The organism is Actinospineispora eucalypti (assembly GCF_039543365.1).
Lineage (GTDB): Bacteria > Actinomycetota > Actinomycetes > Mycobacteriales > Pseudonocardiaceae > Pseudonocardia > Pseudonocardia eucalypti.
On the sequence record NZ_BAABJP010000004.1, the window covers coordinates 101,130 to 115,348 of the forward strand.

At 72.9% G+C, this 14,219-nt stretch carries 11 protein-coding genes; 5 read left to right on the plus strand and 6 right to left on the minus strand.

From position 1 onward, the window contains the following. The first annotated feature begins 46 nt into the window (after positions 1-46). Positions 47-4,498: an NAD-glutamate dehydrogenase domain-containing protein gene (locus tag ABEB12_RS05515; RefSeq protein ID WP_185062686.1), complete on the plus strand. Its 4,452-nt coding sequence runs from the start codon at positions 47-49 to the stop codon at positions 4,496-4,498. 8 nt (positions 4,499-4,506) lie between these two features. Here ABEB12_RS05515 and ABEB12_RS05520 read toward each other — a convergent pair whose 3' ends face one another. Both ABEB12_RS05520 and ABEB12_RS05525 read right to left on the minus strand, forming a co-directional pair. Then, positions 4,507-6,993: a sensor histidine kinase gene (locus ABEB12_RS05520; RefSeq protein ID WP_345702588.1), complete on the minus strand. Its 2,487-nt coding sequence runs from the start codon at positions 6,991-6,993 to the stop codon at positions 4,507-4,509. 134 nt (positions 6,994-7,127) lie between these two features. After that, on the minus strand, positions 7,128-7,640 hold the full coding sequence (locus ABEB12_RS05525) for a MarR family transcriptional regulator (RefSeq protein WP_185062687.1): 513 nt from the start codon (positions 7,638-7,640) through the stop codon (positions 7,128-7,130). 84 nt (positions 7,641-7,724) lie between these two features. On the opposite strand from ABEB12_RS05525, the gene ABEB12_RS05530 reads away from it, so the two are divergent. The 4 genes from ABEB12_RS05530 (at position 7,725) to ABEB12_RS05545 (ending at position 11,300) form a co-directional block, all read left to right on the plus strand. Then, entirely contained in the window at positions 7,725-8,819 is a 1,095-nt protein-coding gene (locus ABEB12_RS05530; RefSeq protein ID WP_425572215.1) for a substrate-binding domain-containing protein, read from the plus strand. 136 nt (positions 8,820-8,955) lie between these two features. Continuing rightward, positions 8,956-9,240 (plus strand): FmdB family zinc ribbon protein, encoded by a 285-nt coding sequence (locus ABEB12_RS05535; RefSeq protein ID WP_185062688.1) that lies wholly within the window; start codon positions 8,956-8,958, stop codon positions 9,238-9,240. A 73-nt stretch (positions 9,241-9,313) separates the two neighbouring features. After that, positions 9,314-10,567: a formamidase gene (fmdA, locus tag ABEB12_RS05540; RefSeq protein ID WP_185062689.1), complete on the plus strand. Its 1,254-nt coding sequence runs from the start codon at positions 9,314-9,316 to the stop codon at positions 10,565-10,567. A gap of 88 nt (positions 10,568-10,655) precedes the next feature. Then, positions 10,656-11,300, plus strand: coding sequence for an AmiS/UreI family transporter (locus tag ABEB12_RS05545; protein ID WP_185062690.1), 645 nt, complete (start codon positions 10,656-10,658; stop codon positions 11,298-11,300). Between the two features lie 19 nt (positions 11,301-11,319). On the opposite strand, the gene ABEB12_RS05550 is transcribed toward ABEB12_RS05545, so the two are convergent. The 4 genes from ABEB12_RS05550 to ABEB12_RS05565 are packed head-to-tail and all read right to left on the minus strand — an operon-like array spanning position 11,320 to position 14,210. After that, positions 11,320-11,568: a hypothetical protein gene (locus ABEB12_RS05550; protein ID WP_185062691.1), complete on the minus strand. Its 249-nt coding sequence runs from the start codon at positions 11,566-11,568 to the stop codon at positions 11,320-11,322. Continuing rightward, a complete protein-coding gene (locus ABEB12_RS05555; protein WP_185062692.1) occupies positions 11,561-12,316 on the minus strand; it encodes an ATP-binding cassette domain-containing protein in 756 nt (251 codons plus the stop codon). The genes ABEB12_RS05550 and ABEB12_RS05555 overlap by 8 nt, the downstream gene beginning before the upstream one ends. After that, complete coding sequence (locus tag ABEB12_RS05560) at positions 12,292-13,152, minus strand: ABC transporter permease subunit (protein WP_185062693.1); 861 nt, start codon at positions 13,150-13,152, stop codon at positions 12,292-12,294. Before ABEB12_RS05560 ends, ABEB12_RS05555 begins: the two co-directional genes overlap by 25 nt. After that, entirely contained in the window at positions 13,149-14,210 is a 1,062-nt protein-coding gene (locus tag ABEB12_RS05565) for a PhnD/SsuA/transferrin family substrate-binding protein (protein ID WP_185062694.1), read from the minus strand. Before ABEB12_RS05565 ends, ABEB12_RS05560 begins: the two co-directional genes overlap by 4 nt. Positions 14,211-14,219 lie beyond the last annotated feature (9 nt).

Here is a 14,219-nt window from a genome sequence, read left to right on the forward strand (position 1 = left end):
TACAGTAGTGTGGTCACCTCTCCTGACGCGGGGGTGGCGAATCGCGATGCGAAACCCGTCCTGGCTGGCCGAGCTGCACCGGCTCTACCTCGAGCATGCCTCGCCGGACGGGTTGGGCGTGCGCGGTCCGGCCGAGGCGGAGGCGGCCCTGCGGCGGGCGGCGGGAGCGGCGGCCGCGTTGGCGGCCGAGCGGGTGCCGGGCCGGCCGCTGCTGCTGGTGGGCGAGGCGGCCGGTGACCGGCGCGGCACCGTGGTGCAGATCGTCACCGACGACATGCCGTACCTGGTCGAGTCGGTGCTGGCGGGGATCGGCCGGGTCGGCGGGCGGGTACGGCGGGTGATCGACCCGGCGGTGCCGGTGCGGCGGACGCTGGCCGGCGAGCTCACCCAGGTGCTGGCCGGCCCGGACGCGGCGCGGGCGGAGGTGGTGGAGCGCTGGATCCATGTGGAGCTGGACCCGTTCCCGGCCGACGAGGCGGACGACCTGGGTGACGAGCTGCGCGGCGTGCTCACCGACGTCCGGGATACCGTCCACGACCGCGACCGGATGATCGCGGCCGCGCTGGAGGTGGCCGGCGAGCTGGCCGCCGCCTCGGCCGGGCGCGCGAGCACCGAGCCGGGCAAAGCGGCCGAGTTGGGCGAAGCGGCCGAGTTGCTGCGCTGGCTGGCCGACGGGCACTCCACGTTCCTGGGCTATCGCCGATACCGGGTGCACCCGGGGAACGGGTACCCCCGCGTACGGGCCGAGCTGGCCTCCGGGCTGGGGGTGCTGCGCGGGGACAGCCTGCGCTCCCGGCCGCCCTCGGACGCGCCGGCCCCGGACATGGACGGCGCCGGAGACGGCAACGGTGCCGGATACCGCGCGTTGGTGCTGACCAGGGCCGGGTTGCCCAGCCGGGTGCTGCGGCCGGTGTTCCCGTACCAGCTCGGCATCGCCATCACCGACGGGGCCGGCCGGGTGGTCGGCGAGCACCGGTTCCTCGGGCTGCTCACGGTGGCCGCGCTGCGGGCGGACGTGCTGGACATTCCGTCGGTGCGGGGGCGGGTCCGGGCCGCGCTCCACCGGGCCGGACACCCGCTGGAGTCCTACGCCGGCCAGCGCATGCTCGAGGTGATCTCCGAGTACCCGCGCGAGGAGCTGTTCTGGGCCAGCGAGCGGGGGCTCCGCGAGGTCGCCACCGGGATGCTGTCCCCCACCCAGCCCCGGCGGCTGCGGCTGTTCCTGCGCCGCGAGCCGTACCGCCGGTTCTTCTCCTGCCTGGTCTACCTGCCCCGGGACCGCTACTCCACCCGGACCCGGCTGGCCATGCAGCAGGTGCTGCTGCGCGAGCTGGGCGGGCGGCGCATCGAGTACACCGCGCGCATCGGCGAGTCCAGCCTGGCGCTGGTGCACTTCACCGTGCTGACCGACCCCGAGACCCCGCCACCCGACCAGCAGCGGCTACAGGCCCAGCTCGCCGCGGCGATCCTGACCTGGGACGACTGGGCGCTGGACGTGGCCGGCGCGGGCGAGCCCGACCTCGTCGACTACCTGGCCGGGCTGCCGGACGGCTACAAGGACGACGTCGACCCGCTGCGCGCGCTGGCCGACCTGCGCCGCGTCCGCGCACTCGGCGGTGCCGGCGCGTCCGACCTGGTTCTCGAACCGGGAACCGAGCCGGGCGAGTTCCGGTTCCGGCTGTTCCTGACCGGCAGCGGGGTCACCCTGTCCTCGGTGCTGCCGGTGTTGCAGAGCCTCGGGGTGGAGGTGCTGGACGAGCACCCGTACGAGATCCTCCGGCCGGACGGCCGGTCGTGCTGGATCTACGACTTCGGGCTGCGCGTGGACCCGGCGACCGCGCTGACGCTGTCCGGGCAGGCCGGGGCGCGGCGGGAGTTCTGCGCGGCCTTCCTGGCCGCCTGGCGCGGTGACGCCGAGGTGGACCGGTTCAACGCGCTGGTGCCCCGGGTCGGGCTGCGCTGGCGGGAGGCCGCGTTGCTCCGCGCCTACGCCGGGTACGCCCGCCAGCTGGGCGGCCCGTTCGGCCCGGACTACGTGGCCGACACGCTGATCGAGCACGCCGGGGTGAGCCGGGCGCTGCTGCGGCTGTTCGCCGCGCGCTTCGACCCGGCCGCCGCCCCCGGTACCCGGGCCGACGCGCTGGAGGAGGCATCGGCGCTGGTCGATGCGGTCGCCGGGCTGGACGCCGACCGGATCCTGCGCGGCTACCTGGGCGCGATCACCGCCACCCTGCGCACCAACTACTACCGGGACCGCCCGTTCCTCTCGTTCAAGATCGATCCGGCCGGGGTGCCGGAGATGCCCGCGCCACGCCCCCGGTTCGAGATCTTCGTGGACTCGCCGAGGGTGCGGGGAGTGCACCTGCGGTTCGGGCCGGTGGCCCGGGGCGGGCTGCGCTGGTCGGACCGGGCGGCGGACTTCCGCACCGAGATCCTGGGGCTGGTCAAGGCGCAGGCGGTGAAGAACGCGGTGATCGTCCCGGTGGGCGCCAAGGGCGGTTTCGTGGTGACCGCGCCCGACCCGGGCCCCGACGAGGTCACCGCCTGCTACCGGACGTTCATCTCGGCGCTGCTGGACGTCACCGACAACCGGGTGGACGGAAGGGTGGCGCCGCCGCCCGGGGTGGTGCGGCACGACGGCGACGACAGCTACCTCGTGGTCGCCGCCGACAAGGGCACCGCCCGGATGTCCGACGTGGCGAACGCGCTGGCCGTCGAGCGCGGCTTCTGGCTCGGCGACGCGTTCGCCTCCGGCGGCTCGGTCGGCTACGACCACAAGGCCATGGGCATCACCGCCCGGGGCGCCTGGGAGAGCGTGAAGCGGCACTTCCGCGAGCTGGGGGTGGACACCCAGAGCCAGGAGTTCACCGCGGTCGGGGTCGGCGACATGTCCGGCGACGTGTTCGGCAACGGGATGCTGCTGTCCGAGCACGTCCGACTGGTCGCCGCGTTCGACCACCGGCACGTCTTCCTCGACCCGACCCCGGACCCGGCCACCTCCTACGCCGAGCGGCGGCGGCTGTTCCGGCTGCCCCGGTCCTCCTGGGACGACTACGACCGGGCGCTGATCAGCCCCGGCGGCGGGGTCTGGGGGCGCGCGGTGAAGTCGGTGCCGATCGGCAAGGAGGCCCGCGCCGCGCTGGGGCTGGCCGACGAGGTGACCCGGCTGAGCCCCCCGGAGCTGGTCCGGGCCATCCTGCTGGCCCCGGCCGACCTGCTGTGGAACGGCGGAATCGGCACCTACGTCAAGGCCTCCGCCGAGACCCACGCCGAGGCCGGTGACAAGGCCAACGACGCGGTCCGGGTGAATGGCGCCCAGCTGCGGGTGCGGGTGGTCGGCGAGGGCGGCAACCTCGGGCTGACCCAGGCCGGCCGGATCGAGTTCGCCCGGGCCGGAGGCAAGGTCAACACCGATGCGCTGGACAACTCGGCCGGGGTGGACTGCTCCGACCACGAGGTCAACATCAAGATCCTGTTGGACCGCCTGATGCGGGCCGGCGCGCTGGGCCGTGAGGACCGGGACGGCCTGCTGCGCGCGATGACCGACGACGTGGGGGCGCTGGTCCTGGCGGACAACATCAGCCAGAACGCCACGCTCGGGCTGTCCCGCTCGCAGGCCGCCGAGACGGCCGGCGTGCACGGGCGGATGGTCGCCGACCTGGAGGCGCGGCGCGGCCTGGACCGGGCGCTGGAGCTGCTGCCCGACGCCGCCGGTTTCGCCGCGCTGGAGGCCGCCGGCGAAGGCCTCACCTCACCCGAACTGGCCACCCTGCTCGCGCACGTGAAGCTGGACCTGAAGGCCTCGGTGCTGGAGTCCGGGCTGCCGGACCTGCCGGAGCTCGCCGACCGGCTGACCGGGTACTTCCCCGCCGCGCTGACCGACCGGTTCGCCGACGCCCTGGCCGGGCACCCGCTGCGCCGGGAGATCGTGGCGACCGTGCTGGTCAACGAGGTGGTCGACGGCGCCGGCACCAGCTTCGCGTTCCGGCTGGCCGAGGATCTGGGGGTCGGCGCGGAGGATGCGGTGCGGGCGTTCTGCGTGGCGACCGGGGTATTCGGACTGCGGCGGTTCTGGTCGGACGTCACGGCGCTGGGCCCGGCGGTGCCCACCGGGGTGAGCGATGGGATGGTGCGCGACTCGCGGCGGCTGCTGGACGGCGCCGCTCGCTGGCTGCTCACCCGCCGCCCGCTCCCGCTGGCGATCGCCGGCGAGGTCGGGCGACTCGGGCCGGAGATATCGGTGCTGCTCGCGCGGCTGCCCGAGCTGCTGCGCGGGCGGGACGCCGAGCAGGTCCGGCGGCGGGCCGCCGAACTGGTCGCGGACGGCGTCCCGGCGGACCTCGCCCGGCGCGCCTCGGTACTGCCCCGGGCGGCGGGGCTGCTGGACGTGGTCGACGTGGCCGGGCAGCCCGGCCGGGCCCGGCTTCCGGTCGAGGACGTCGCCGAGCTGTACTTCACCCTGTCGGAGCGGCAGGACGACCACGGCTCGAGGCGGTAGCCCGGTGATCATCCCGCCGCGTCGGCGCGGGCCGGCAGGGCGGCGGGCAGGCAGATCACGACGATGCGGCCGCCGCCCGGGTGCCGGTCGGCGGTGAGGGTGCCGCCCATCGCGGCGGTCAGCCCTCGGGCGACGGCCAGGCCAAGCTCGTCGGTCTCCTGGTCGCCCTCGGGACCGGGCTCGGTGATCTCGAGCCGCACCCCGTCCTCCCGCGCGCCTCCCCGGACGACGACCGCGCCGCCGCCGGCCCGGCGCAGTGCGCCGCGCACGACGTTGCCCACCACCCGCTCGAGCAGGCCGGGGTCGCCGAGGACGTGCGGCAGCGTTTCGTCGAGCTCCACCGCCACCCGCCGGGTGTCGCCCAGGCCGGTCAGCGCGAGCGCCACCACCTCGCCGTACCCGATGGGCCTCGGCGCCGGGTTGATGGCGCCGGCGGCGATGCGGGAGGAGTCCAGCAGATCGTCCACCAGCTTGGTGAGCCGGTCGGCGGACTCCTCGACGGTGGCGGCCAGCTCGGTTTCGTCGTCGCCGGACAGGGTCAGGTCCGGGTCGCGCAGGCTGCTGGTCGCGGTCTTGATCGCCGCGAGCGGGGCCCGCAGGTCGTCGCCCACACCGGCCAGCAGGGCGGCCCGGGCGGGGTTCCCCTCGGCCTGGCGGCGCGCCTCGACGGCCTCCTCGGCCATGCGGTTGCCGCGCAGCGCGAGCAGCGCCTGGCCCCCGACGGTCTCCAGCAGCCGGCGGTCCGCCGCCGCGAGCGGGCCGCCGGTGCCGACCAGGTGGTGGTCGTCGTCGACCTCGACGTCGATCTCGGCGTCCTCGGGCCGCACGCAGTCGGGCGAACCGAGGCAGGCGACGTAGATCCACCCGTCCGGCTCCTCGTCGGAGCGCTCCAGCAACGCCACCGAGCTCAGCGCGAACACCTCGGCCGTCTTCTCCAGCAGCTGCCGCAGCGGGTCGGCCGGGCTGAACGAGGTGCGGGCGAAGGAGGCGAGCAGCGCGGCTTCGGTGCGGGCCCGGTTGGCCTGTTCGGCGCGCCGGGCGGCGGTGTCGACGACGAGGTCGACCGCGATCGCCACCGCGACCATGGCTCCGAGCGCGATGAGACTCCCCCGGTCCAGGGTGAACGCGAAGATCGGTGGCGTGAGCAAGTAGTTGAGCATCAGGCCGCCGGCGGCCGCCGCGAACAGCGCCGGCCGGAGCCCGCCGACCAGCGCGACCACCACGGTGACCGCCAGGAACAGCACCACGTCGCTCGGCAGCCCCAGCACGCCGCCGAACGTCATCCCCGCCGCGGTGGCCACCGTGGGCAGCAGGAACGCGAGCAACCACCCGAGCACGCGACGGCGGGCGGGCAGCGGGCTGCGCCGAGGACGCCGGCGGGCCCGGACGTCGCCCTCGGTGTGGGTGACCAGGTGCACGTCGATCGGCCCGCAGTCGCGCACCACGATGGCGCCGATGCTCCCCCGCAGGAGGCGGGCCAGCCGGGATCGCCGGGAGGTGCCGAGCACCAGCTGGGTGGCGTTGGCCCCGCGCGCGAAGTCGAGCAGCGCCGCCGGCACCTCGTCGCCGCCGACCACGGTGTGGAAGGAGGCGCCGACGTCGTCGGCCAGCCGGCGCAGCTTGGGCAGGGCGTGCGGCGCGACGCCGAGGCCGTCCGGGCGCAGGATGTGCACGCACAGCAGGTCGGCGTCGCCGGCGCGCTGGGCGATGCGGGCCGCTCGGCGGATCACCGTCTCGCTCTCCGGGCCGCCGGTCACCGCAACCACCACCCGCTCCTCCTCCGCCCCGGAGTCGTCGCGGCCCGGTTGCTCGGCCTCGGCGCGGTAGCGGCGCGTCGCGTCGTCCCCCGCGCCGGCCACCCACAGCAGCGCCATCTCGCGCAACGCCACCAGGTTCACCGGTTTGAAGTAGTGCGACAGCGCCGCGTCGATCTTCTCCGGGCGGTAGATGTGACCCTGCGCCATCCGCTGGCGCAGCGCCTCCGGCGTGATGTCCACCAGCTCGATCTGGTCGGCCTCGCGCACCCAGTCATCCGGCACCGTCTCGCGCTGCCGCACCCCGGTGATCTTCTGCACCACGTCGTTGAGCGACTCCAGGTGCTGCACGTTCACCGTGGACAACACGTCGATCCCGGCCGCCAGCAACTCGTCGATGTCCTGCCAGCGCTTCTCGTGCTTCGAGCCGGGCGCGTTGGTGTGCGCCAGCTCGTCCACCAGCACCACGGCCGGCTCGCGGGCCAGCACCGCCGGCACATCGAGCTCGGTGAGCTCCGTGCCCCGGTAGTTGATCACGCGGCGGGGCACGACCTCCAGGCCGGCGAGGACGGCATCGGTCTGCGCCCGGCCGTGGGTCTCCACGATGCCGGTCACCACGTCGGTCCCGCGCTCCACTCGCCGGTGGGCCTCGCCGAGCATGGCGTAGGTCTTTCCGACGCCCGGGGCACACCCCAGGTAGATCCGCAGCCGACCGCGCCGCCGGGTCCGTTCCTTGGGCACCCCGGGTTCTCCATTCGGACGCGGAACTCCTCCGCAGCGTGCCTCGGACCGGGCCGCTCACGGCGGCGGCCGCACATCTCCTTGATGCGGCCGGCGCCGTCCTTGACGGGTTCCTAACGCGGCGCGGTGTCGCCCTAGAGGACCGGCTCCCGGCCGGCCTGGACCGCATCGGGTTCCACCGGGTCCCCGGCGGCGGGCAACGCACCTGGCTGGAGGCCTCGGGACAGCCGCCGCAGGAGGCTGTCCAGCAGGTCGGCGTCCGCTCCCAGGATCTCCCGCAGCCGCAGCTGCACCTCGGCCACCGCGACGTCCCAGATCTCGAGAGCCGCCCGCCCGCGCGCGGTGGCGAAGATCAGCACGCGCCGGCGGTCGTCGTTGTCCACCCGCCGGGACACCAGGTTGGTCGACACCATCCGGTCCACGAGCTTGCTCAGCTTGGGCGCCAGCAGCATCGCGTGGTCGGCGACCGCGTTCATCGGGCAGGCGCCCTGTTCGACCAGCAACGAGAGGATCCGCCACTGGTCGACTCCCGAACCATGGACCTTGAGCGCCTCGTCCAGACGCTGGGTGACGGCACGCTCCACCATGGACAGTCGACGGAGGGACTCGTCGCCGACCTGCGGTGTTCGGTCCGGGCGTACTGTCATCGGCCGATGTTATCGCAGATCAGAGTGACCTTATCGTGACGATTCGACTCACACGATCGTGTCGATAGTGGCTACCGTATCGCCATGACGCACCCGGCGCCGCGGCACCTCACGGTGCCGCCGTCGCGTGGACGCGACGTGCTCAACATGGCACTCGTCATCCCGTTGCAGGGACCGGCGGGCATCTTCGGGCCGTCCTGCGAGTGCTGCGCCACGCTGGCCATGGAGGAGATCAACGCCGAGGGCGGCGTGCTCGGCCGCGAGCTGAACCTGGTGCCGGTGGACGGGGGCGCCACGCCAGCGAGGGTCGCCACGGATGTCGACGCGCTGATCCGCGCCGGCGTGGTCGAGGCGGTCACCGGGTGGCACATCTCCGCCGTCCGGGAGGCCGTCGCCCCCAGGATCGGGGGCCGCGTCCCGTACGCGTACACCGCCCTCTACGAGGGGGGCGAGCACCGGCCCGGGGTGTTCCTCACCGGCGAGACGCCCGATCGGCAGCTCGGACCGACGCTGTCCTGGTTCGCGCGCTGCGCCGGCGTCCGGCGGTGGACCATCGTCGGCGACGACTACGTCTGGCCGAGGGTGTCCGCCCGGGCCGCGCACCACTACCTGCGGCAGATCGACGGAACGGTCTGCGACGAGATGTACGTCCCGCTCGGTACCAGCGACTTCTCCAAGGTTCTGGCCCGGGTCGAGGCCAGCGGCTGCGAAGCCGTGCTGATGCTGCTCATCGGCGACGACGCGGTCGAATTCAACCGTGCCTTCAGCGCCAGCGGCCTGGACCGGGACATCCTGCGGTTCAGCTCGCTGATCGACGAGAACGTCCTGCTCGCCTCGGGAGCGGAGAACACGCGCGGGCTGATGACCTCCGCCGGGTACTTCGAGGATCTGGCGACGACGTCGGGGATGGACTTCGCGGCCGCCTACTTCCGCCGCTTCGGCCAGGACGCGCCGGTGCTCAACAGCCTGGGCGAGTCCTGCTACGAGGGCGTGCGGCTGCTCACCAAGCTGATACACCGCGCGGGGTCGGCGCGGGTCCCGCAGATGACCGCCGTGTCCGAGGGGCTCGCCTACGAGAGCCCGCGCGGCACGGTCGAAGTTCGCGACCGGCATCTACGGCAGCGGGTGTTCCTCGCGGTCGCCGACGGCCTGCTCTGGAACGTCGTCCAGGAGCTCTGAGGCGCACCGCCACGCTCCGTGGCGAACCGCCTCCGCACCGCCACCAAGCTGGACTTCTCTTGACACGACCAGGCACGCAAAGTAGTTTCCATGGAAAATATTTCCAGCGGACAGTGCTGTCGGCGGAGGAGTCCCCATGGCAACCTACGGGTTCCGGTGCGACCTTGACGGCTCCTTCGACGTACGCCGGCCGATCGGCACGGCGCCGGCCACACTGGCCTGTCCGAGCTGCGGCGGGCCGTCCGCGCGAGTGATCACCGCGCCGATGCTCCGGCGGGCCGACCGGGGCCGCATGGCGGTGATCGACCGCTGCGAGGCGTCCGGTTCCGAGCCGGCCGTCGTGTCCTCCCTGCCCTCGGCAACGAGCCGGAAGCGTCCCACCTCGCCCGACCCGAGAACTCGCGCCCTGCCCCGGCCCTGAGCCGCCGGAACCACCCATCCCTTCGGTACGGATCGTTCCTCGACGGTGTCCCAGATAAGGAGTGCTGATCCCCATGCCCGAGGTCGTATTCCCGCTCGACTCGCAGAAGAAGTTCACCGAGCAACGCATCGTCGGCCACAACCGCTGGCACCCGGACATTCCGGCGCTGGTGCAGGTCAGGCCGGGTGACGTGTTCCGCGTGCACTGCCGGGAGTGGTTCGACGGCGCCATCCAGAACAACGACTCGGCCGACGACATCCTGAACGCGCCGCTGCCCGGCGTGCACGTGCTCTCCGGCCCGATCGCCGTGCTGGGGGCCGAGCCCGGTGACCTGCTGATCGTGGACATCCTGGACGTCGGCCCCATCCCGCAGGAGGACTCCGGCCCGCTGGCCGGCCAGGGCTGGGGGTACACGGGCGTGTTCGCCACCCGCAACGGCGGCGGGTTCCTGACCGAGCAGTTCCCCGACGCCTACAAGGTGATCTGGGACTTCCAGGGCGGAGTGGCCACCTCGCGGCACGTGCCGGGGGTGTCGTTCACCGGAATCGTGCACCCGGGGCTGATGGGCACCGCGCCGTCGGCGAACCTGCTGCGCACGTGGAACGCACGCGAACAGGCGCTGATCGACACCGACCCGAACCGGGTGCCGCCGCTCGCGCTCCCACCGCTGCCCGACTCGGCGATCCTGGGCAGCCTCACCGGCGACGAGTTCGACCGGGTGGCCCGCGAGGCCGCGCGCACCGCCCCGCCCCGGGAGAACGGCGGCAACCAGGACATCAAGAACCTGACCAAGGGATCACGGGTGTTCTACCCGGTGTTCGTGCCGGACGCCAAGCTGTCCATGGGCGACCTGCACTTCTCCCAGGGCGACGGCGAGATCACCTTCTGCGGCGCGATCGAGATGGGCGGGTTCATGGACCTGCACGTCGACGTGATCAAGAACGGCATGGAGCTGTACGGCGTGCAGGAGAACGCCGTGTTCATGCCCGGACGCACCGACCCACAGTACAGCGAGTGGCTGGCGTTCTCCGGCACCTCGGTGACGCTGTCCGGCGAACAGCGCTACCTGGACTCGCACCTGTCCTACCAGCGGGCCTGCCTGCACGCGATCGACTACCTGCAGCGGTTCGGCTACTCCGACATCCAGGCCTACATGATCCTGGGCGCCGCGCCGATCGAGGGCCGGCTGTCCGGCGTGGTGGACATCCCTAACTCCTGCTCGACCGTCTACATCCCGACCGAGATCTTCGACTTCAACGTCCGGCCGGGCAAGGACGGGCCGACCAGGATCGACCCCGGCATCGGCGTTCCGCGGTCGGCCGCCTGACCTGAGCAGCGCTCGGCCGGTGGGCGGGCCTCCGCCTGTGCCCGCCCACCTCCGGGACCCATGCACGTGAGCAGAAAGGGCTGGACCCATGGGATCTGTGGGACTGCTGTTCGTCGGAGCCGTACTGTTCATCAACGGGATCATGCTTCTGGGCTGGGTCGAACCGAAATCGGCCGCCCCGATGAACTACTTCGTGGGTGGGCTCCAGATCATCACGCCCACGTACCTGATCTTCACCGCCAACGGCAACGCCGACACCATCCTGTCGGCGGCGGGGCTGTACCTGTTCGCGTTCACCTATCTGTACGTCGCGCTGAACCTGACGTTCGACCTCGACGGAACCGGGCTGGGCTACTTCTGCCTGTTCGTCACGATCTCCGCGCTGGTCTACTCGGGGTTGAACTTCGTGCACTTCAAGGACGCCGGGTTCGGGGTCATCTGGCTCTACTGGACATTCCTGTGGCTGCTGTTCTTCCTCGTCCTGGGCCTGAAGAAGGAGAGCCTCAGCCGCTACACCGGCGCGGTGTGCGCGATCCAGGGCTGGGTCACCGCCTGGCTGCCCGCGCTACTGCTGCTCACCGGGCGCTACGACGACTACAAGGACCAGCTGGCGATCACGCTCGCCGTATTCGCCGTCCTGGTGTTCGGCGGCCTGTACGCCACGATGGTGCGGGGAGCCAAGCAACCCGCCGCATCCAGCGGGCCGCCGCCCAGCAGCCACGTCCCCGCCTAGGCCTCTGACGCGAGCCGGATCAGCCGTCTTCCTTCGGCGGGTCCGGCTCGTCCGGGGCGAGCAGCTCGACACCGCTTTCCATGATCTCCACCAGGCCGTCACCGCGGTTAGGGACCACCGGATACCCGTATCCGTTGTCATAGATCGCCCAGGCGATGACCGGCTCGATCCACACGCCCCCACCGGTTTCCTTGCCCATCGCCCGCCACCCGGGCGGCGAGCTCACCGCCCACCCGGCCGGACGCCCGCCCTCGCTCTGCTCAGCCATCCCCGAAGCATGCCGCACGCTCCCCACCGCCCACGCCGAGGGCCTCCAGGAGCGTCTGCCGGTGGGTGAGGAGTGCCGGGTCGCCGTGCGCACGGGGTTGGCGCAGCTCGATCGACCGGTCGACGACGATGCGGCCGGCCTCCAGCACCAGTACCCGATCGGCGAGCAGCACGGCCTCGTCCACGTCGTGGGTCACCAGGAGCACGGCCGGTCGGTGCCGCTGACAGAGCTCCCGCAGCAGCGTGTGCATGCGAATCCGGGTGAGCGCGTCCAGCGCGCCGAACGGCTCGTCGGCGAGCAGCAACTGGGGCTCGCGGACCAGGGAGCGAGCCAGCGCGACCCGTTGCTGCTCGCCGCCGGAGAGCTCGGACGGCCAGGCGCGTTCCCGGCCAGCCAGGCCGACCTCGGCCAGCGCGGCCCGCCCGAGCCCTAGGGCCCGGGGCCTGTCCAGCCCCAGGACGACGTTCTCCAGCACCCGCGCCCAGGGCAGCAGCCGCGAGTCCTGGAAGACCACGGCCACCCGCGAGTCGTCGGGCACACGCAGTTCGCCGGAGCCGGCCACCCCGGCGTCCAGTCCGGCCAGGGCGCGCAGCAGGGTGCTCTTGCCCGAGCCGCTGCGGCCGAGCAGCGCGACGAACTCCCCCGGCGCGATGTCCAGGTTGACCCCGTCCAGCACCGCCCGCCCGGCGTAGCCGCGGGTCAGGCCCCTGGTGCGGACCGCCGTCAGCTGCCCAAGGTGCGCTGCCACGCCAGTGCCTTCCGTTGTACCAACCGGACCGCGGTGTCGCCGACCAGCCCGAACACCGCATAGACCACCAGCCCGACCACGATGATGTCGGTCTGCCCGTAGGTGCGGGCCTGGGTCATCAGGTAGCCGATGCCGCTGGTGGCATTGACCTGCTCGACCACCACCAGCGCCAGCCAGGACATGGTCACGCCCAGGCGCAGCCCGGTGAAGAACCCCGGCAGCGCGCCGGGTAGCGCCACCCTCCGGATGAACGCCCAGCGGGACAGCCCGACGGTCTCGGCCAGCTCCACGTAGCGTTCGTCGATGCCGCGCAGCGCGGCGTGGGTGTTCAGGTAGATCGGCACCAGCACGCTGGTCAGGATGAGGATGATCTTCATCTGCTCGCCGATGCCGAACCACAGGATGGCCAGCGGGATCAGTGCCAGCGTGGGAATGGCCCGCTTGATCTGGATCGGGCCGTCCACGATCGCCTCCCCGACCCGGCTCAGCCCGGCGATGAGGGCGAGCACCACGCCCAGGGTCACGCCGAGCAGCAGGGCGAGGCCGGCCCGCTGGACCGAGGTGAGCAGGTTGGACTGCAGCCGGCCGTCGGCGGTCAGGTCGACCGCCGTGCTCACCACGGTCCAGGGCTCGGACAGCGTGCGCGGGTCGAGCACCCCGGTGGCCGAGGCGACCAGCCAGGCCGCGAGCAGCAGCAGCGGCCCGAGCGCGAGCGCGCCGGGTATCCGCCGGCCGGGCCCGAGCCGCCGCCGGGCCGAGGGGCGCGGGGCCAGGCGGTCCCGTTCGGCAAGCGTGCCGCCCGCCGGAGCGACGCGGCGCACGGACAGGTCGGTCATGACCCGCTCCCGCTCACCGGCGGGGTGGACGTGACGACCTGGTCGAAGCGCAGGTCGAAGCCGCTCGCCGCGCTCACCTTCCGGGGCAGCTGCCCGGCCCGGTCGATCACGTCGATCGTGCTCTGCTGGCGCCCGACCAGCGCGGCGTCGAGCCGGGGATAGCCGAACCGGCCCAGGGAGTCCACGATCCGCTGCCCGTCGGCGGCGGGGATGCCCTGGTTGCGCACGTAGTAGCCCTGTACCCAGTCGGCCGGGTGCTCGTCGACCCAGCGCAGCGCGCGCAGGTAGTGCCCGACGTAGGCCCGCAGCGCGGCGGCCTTGGCCGGATCGGCCAGCGCGGCCCGGCGGGCGTACAGGTAGTTCAGCCCGGTGGAGATGTCCGCGGTCTCCGCCGGGTCGATCACCCCGCCACCCCGGGGCGCGGCCTCGGCCAGGAAGCGGGTCAGCCGGGGTTCGTTGAGCGGGGCCACGTCGACCTGGCCGAGGCGTACCGCGTCGTTGAACTCGGCCAGCTGCAACCGCACCAGTTGCACGTCGGCGGTGCGGAGGCCGGCCTTCTCCAGCGCGCGCAGCACCATGACCTGTTGCGCGGTGCCTTCCGCGTAGGCGATCTTCGCGCCGCGCAGGTCGGTCAGGTGCCGGATGCGGCTGCCCGGCGTCACCGCGAGCTGGGTGCTCTGCGGCGCGGTCTGCCGGGCGAAGATGATCGGTACGTCCTCGCCGGCGGCCAGCGCCTGGATCGGCGGGGTGTCCCCGACCCACGCCACGTCGGCCGCGCCGGCCCGGAACGCTTCCAGGATCGCCGGGCCGCCGGTGAAGTTGGCGAACTCGGCGGTGAACGGCAACCGCTGAAGCTCCCCCGACTCCCGCAACGCGACCTGCTGGTACTCGGCCTGGTCGGCGATCACCAGCTTGGTGGCGGGCGGGATCTGGGTGGGCAGCGGGGCATCGGCGGCCAGGCCGCCGGCGGTACCGCCGGAGCCGCCGCACGCGGTGAGCAGGGTGGCGAGAGCGAGGGCCAGCACCAGGGCGCGCGGCCGGTGGGCGTAAAGGTTCATCGTCCTGGC

Excerpts from the sequence above, each read along its gene's own strand:
- ABEB12_RS05515 (WP_185062686.1), top strand. The coding sequence starts at position 47 with ATGCGAAACCCGTCCTGGCTGGCCGAGCTGCACCGGCTCTACCTCGAG.
- ABEB12_RS05525 (WP_185062687.1), bottom strand. The coding sequence starts at position 7,640 with ATGACAGTACGCCCGGACCGAACACCGCAGGTCGGCGACGAGTCCCTC.
- ABEB12_RS05530 (WP_425572215.1), top strand. The coding sequence starts at position 7,725 with ATGACGCACCCGGCGCCGCGGCACCTCACGGTGCCGCCGTCGCGTGGA.
- ABEB12_RS05535 (WP_185062688.1), top strand. The coding sequence starts at position 8,956 with ATGGCAACCTACGGGTTCCGGTGCGACCTTGACGGCTCCTTCGACGTA.
- fmdA (WP_185062689.1), top strand. The coding sequence starts at position 9,314 with ATGCCCGAGGTCGTATTCCCGCTCGACTCGCAGAAGAAGTTCACCGAG.
- ABEB12_RS05545 (WP_185062690.1), top strand. The coding sequence starts at position 10,656 with ATGGGATCTGTGGGACTGCTGTTCGTCGGAGCCGTACTGTTCATCAAC.
- ABEB12_RS05550 (WP_185062691.1), bottom strand. The coding sequence starts at position 11,568 with ATGGCTGAGCAGAGCGAGGGCGGGCGTCCGGCCGGGTGGGCGGTGAGC.
- ABEB12_RS05560 (WP_185062693.1), bottom strand. The coding sequence starts at position 13,152 with ATGACCGACCTGTCCGTGCGCCGCGTCGCTCCGGCGGGCGGCACGCTT.
- ABEB12_RS05565 (WP_185062694.1), bottom strand. The coding sequence starts at position 14,210 with ATGAACCTTTACGCCCACCGGCCGCGCGCCCTGGTGCTGGCCCTCGCT.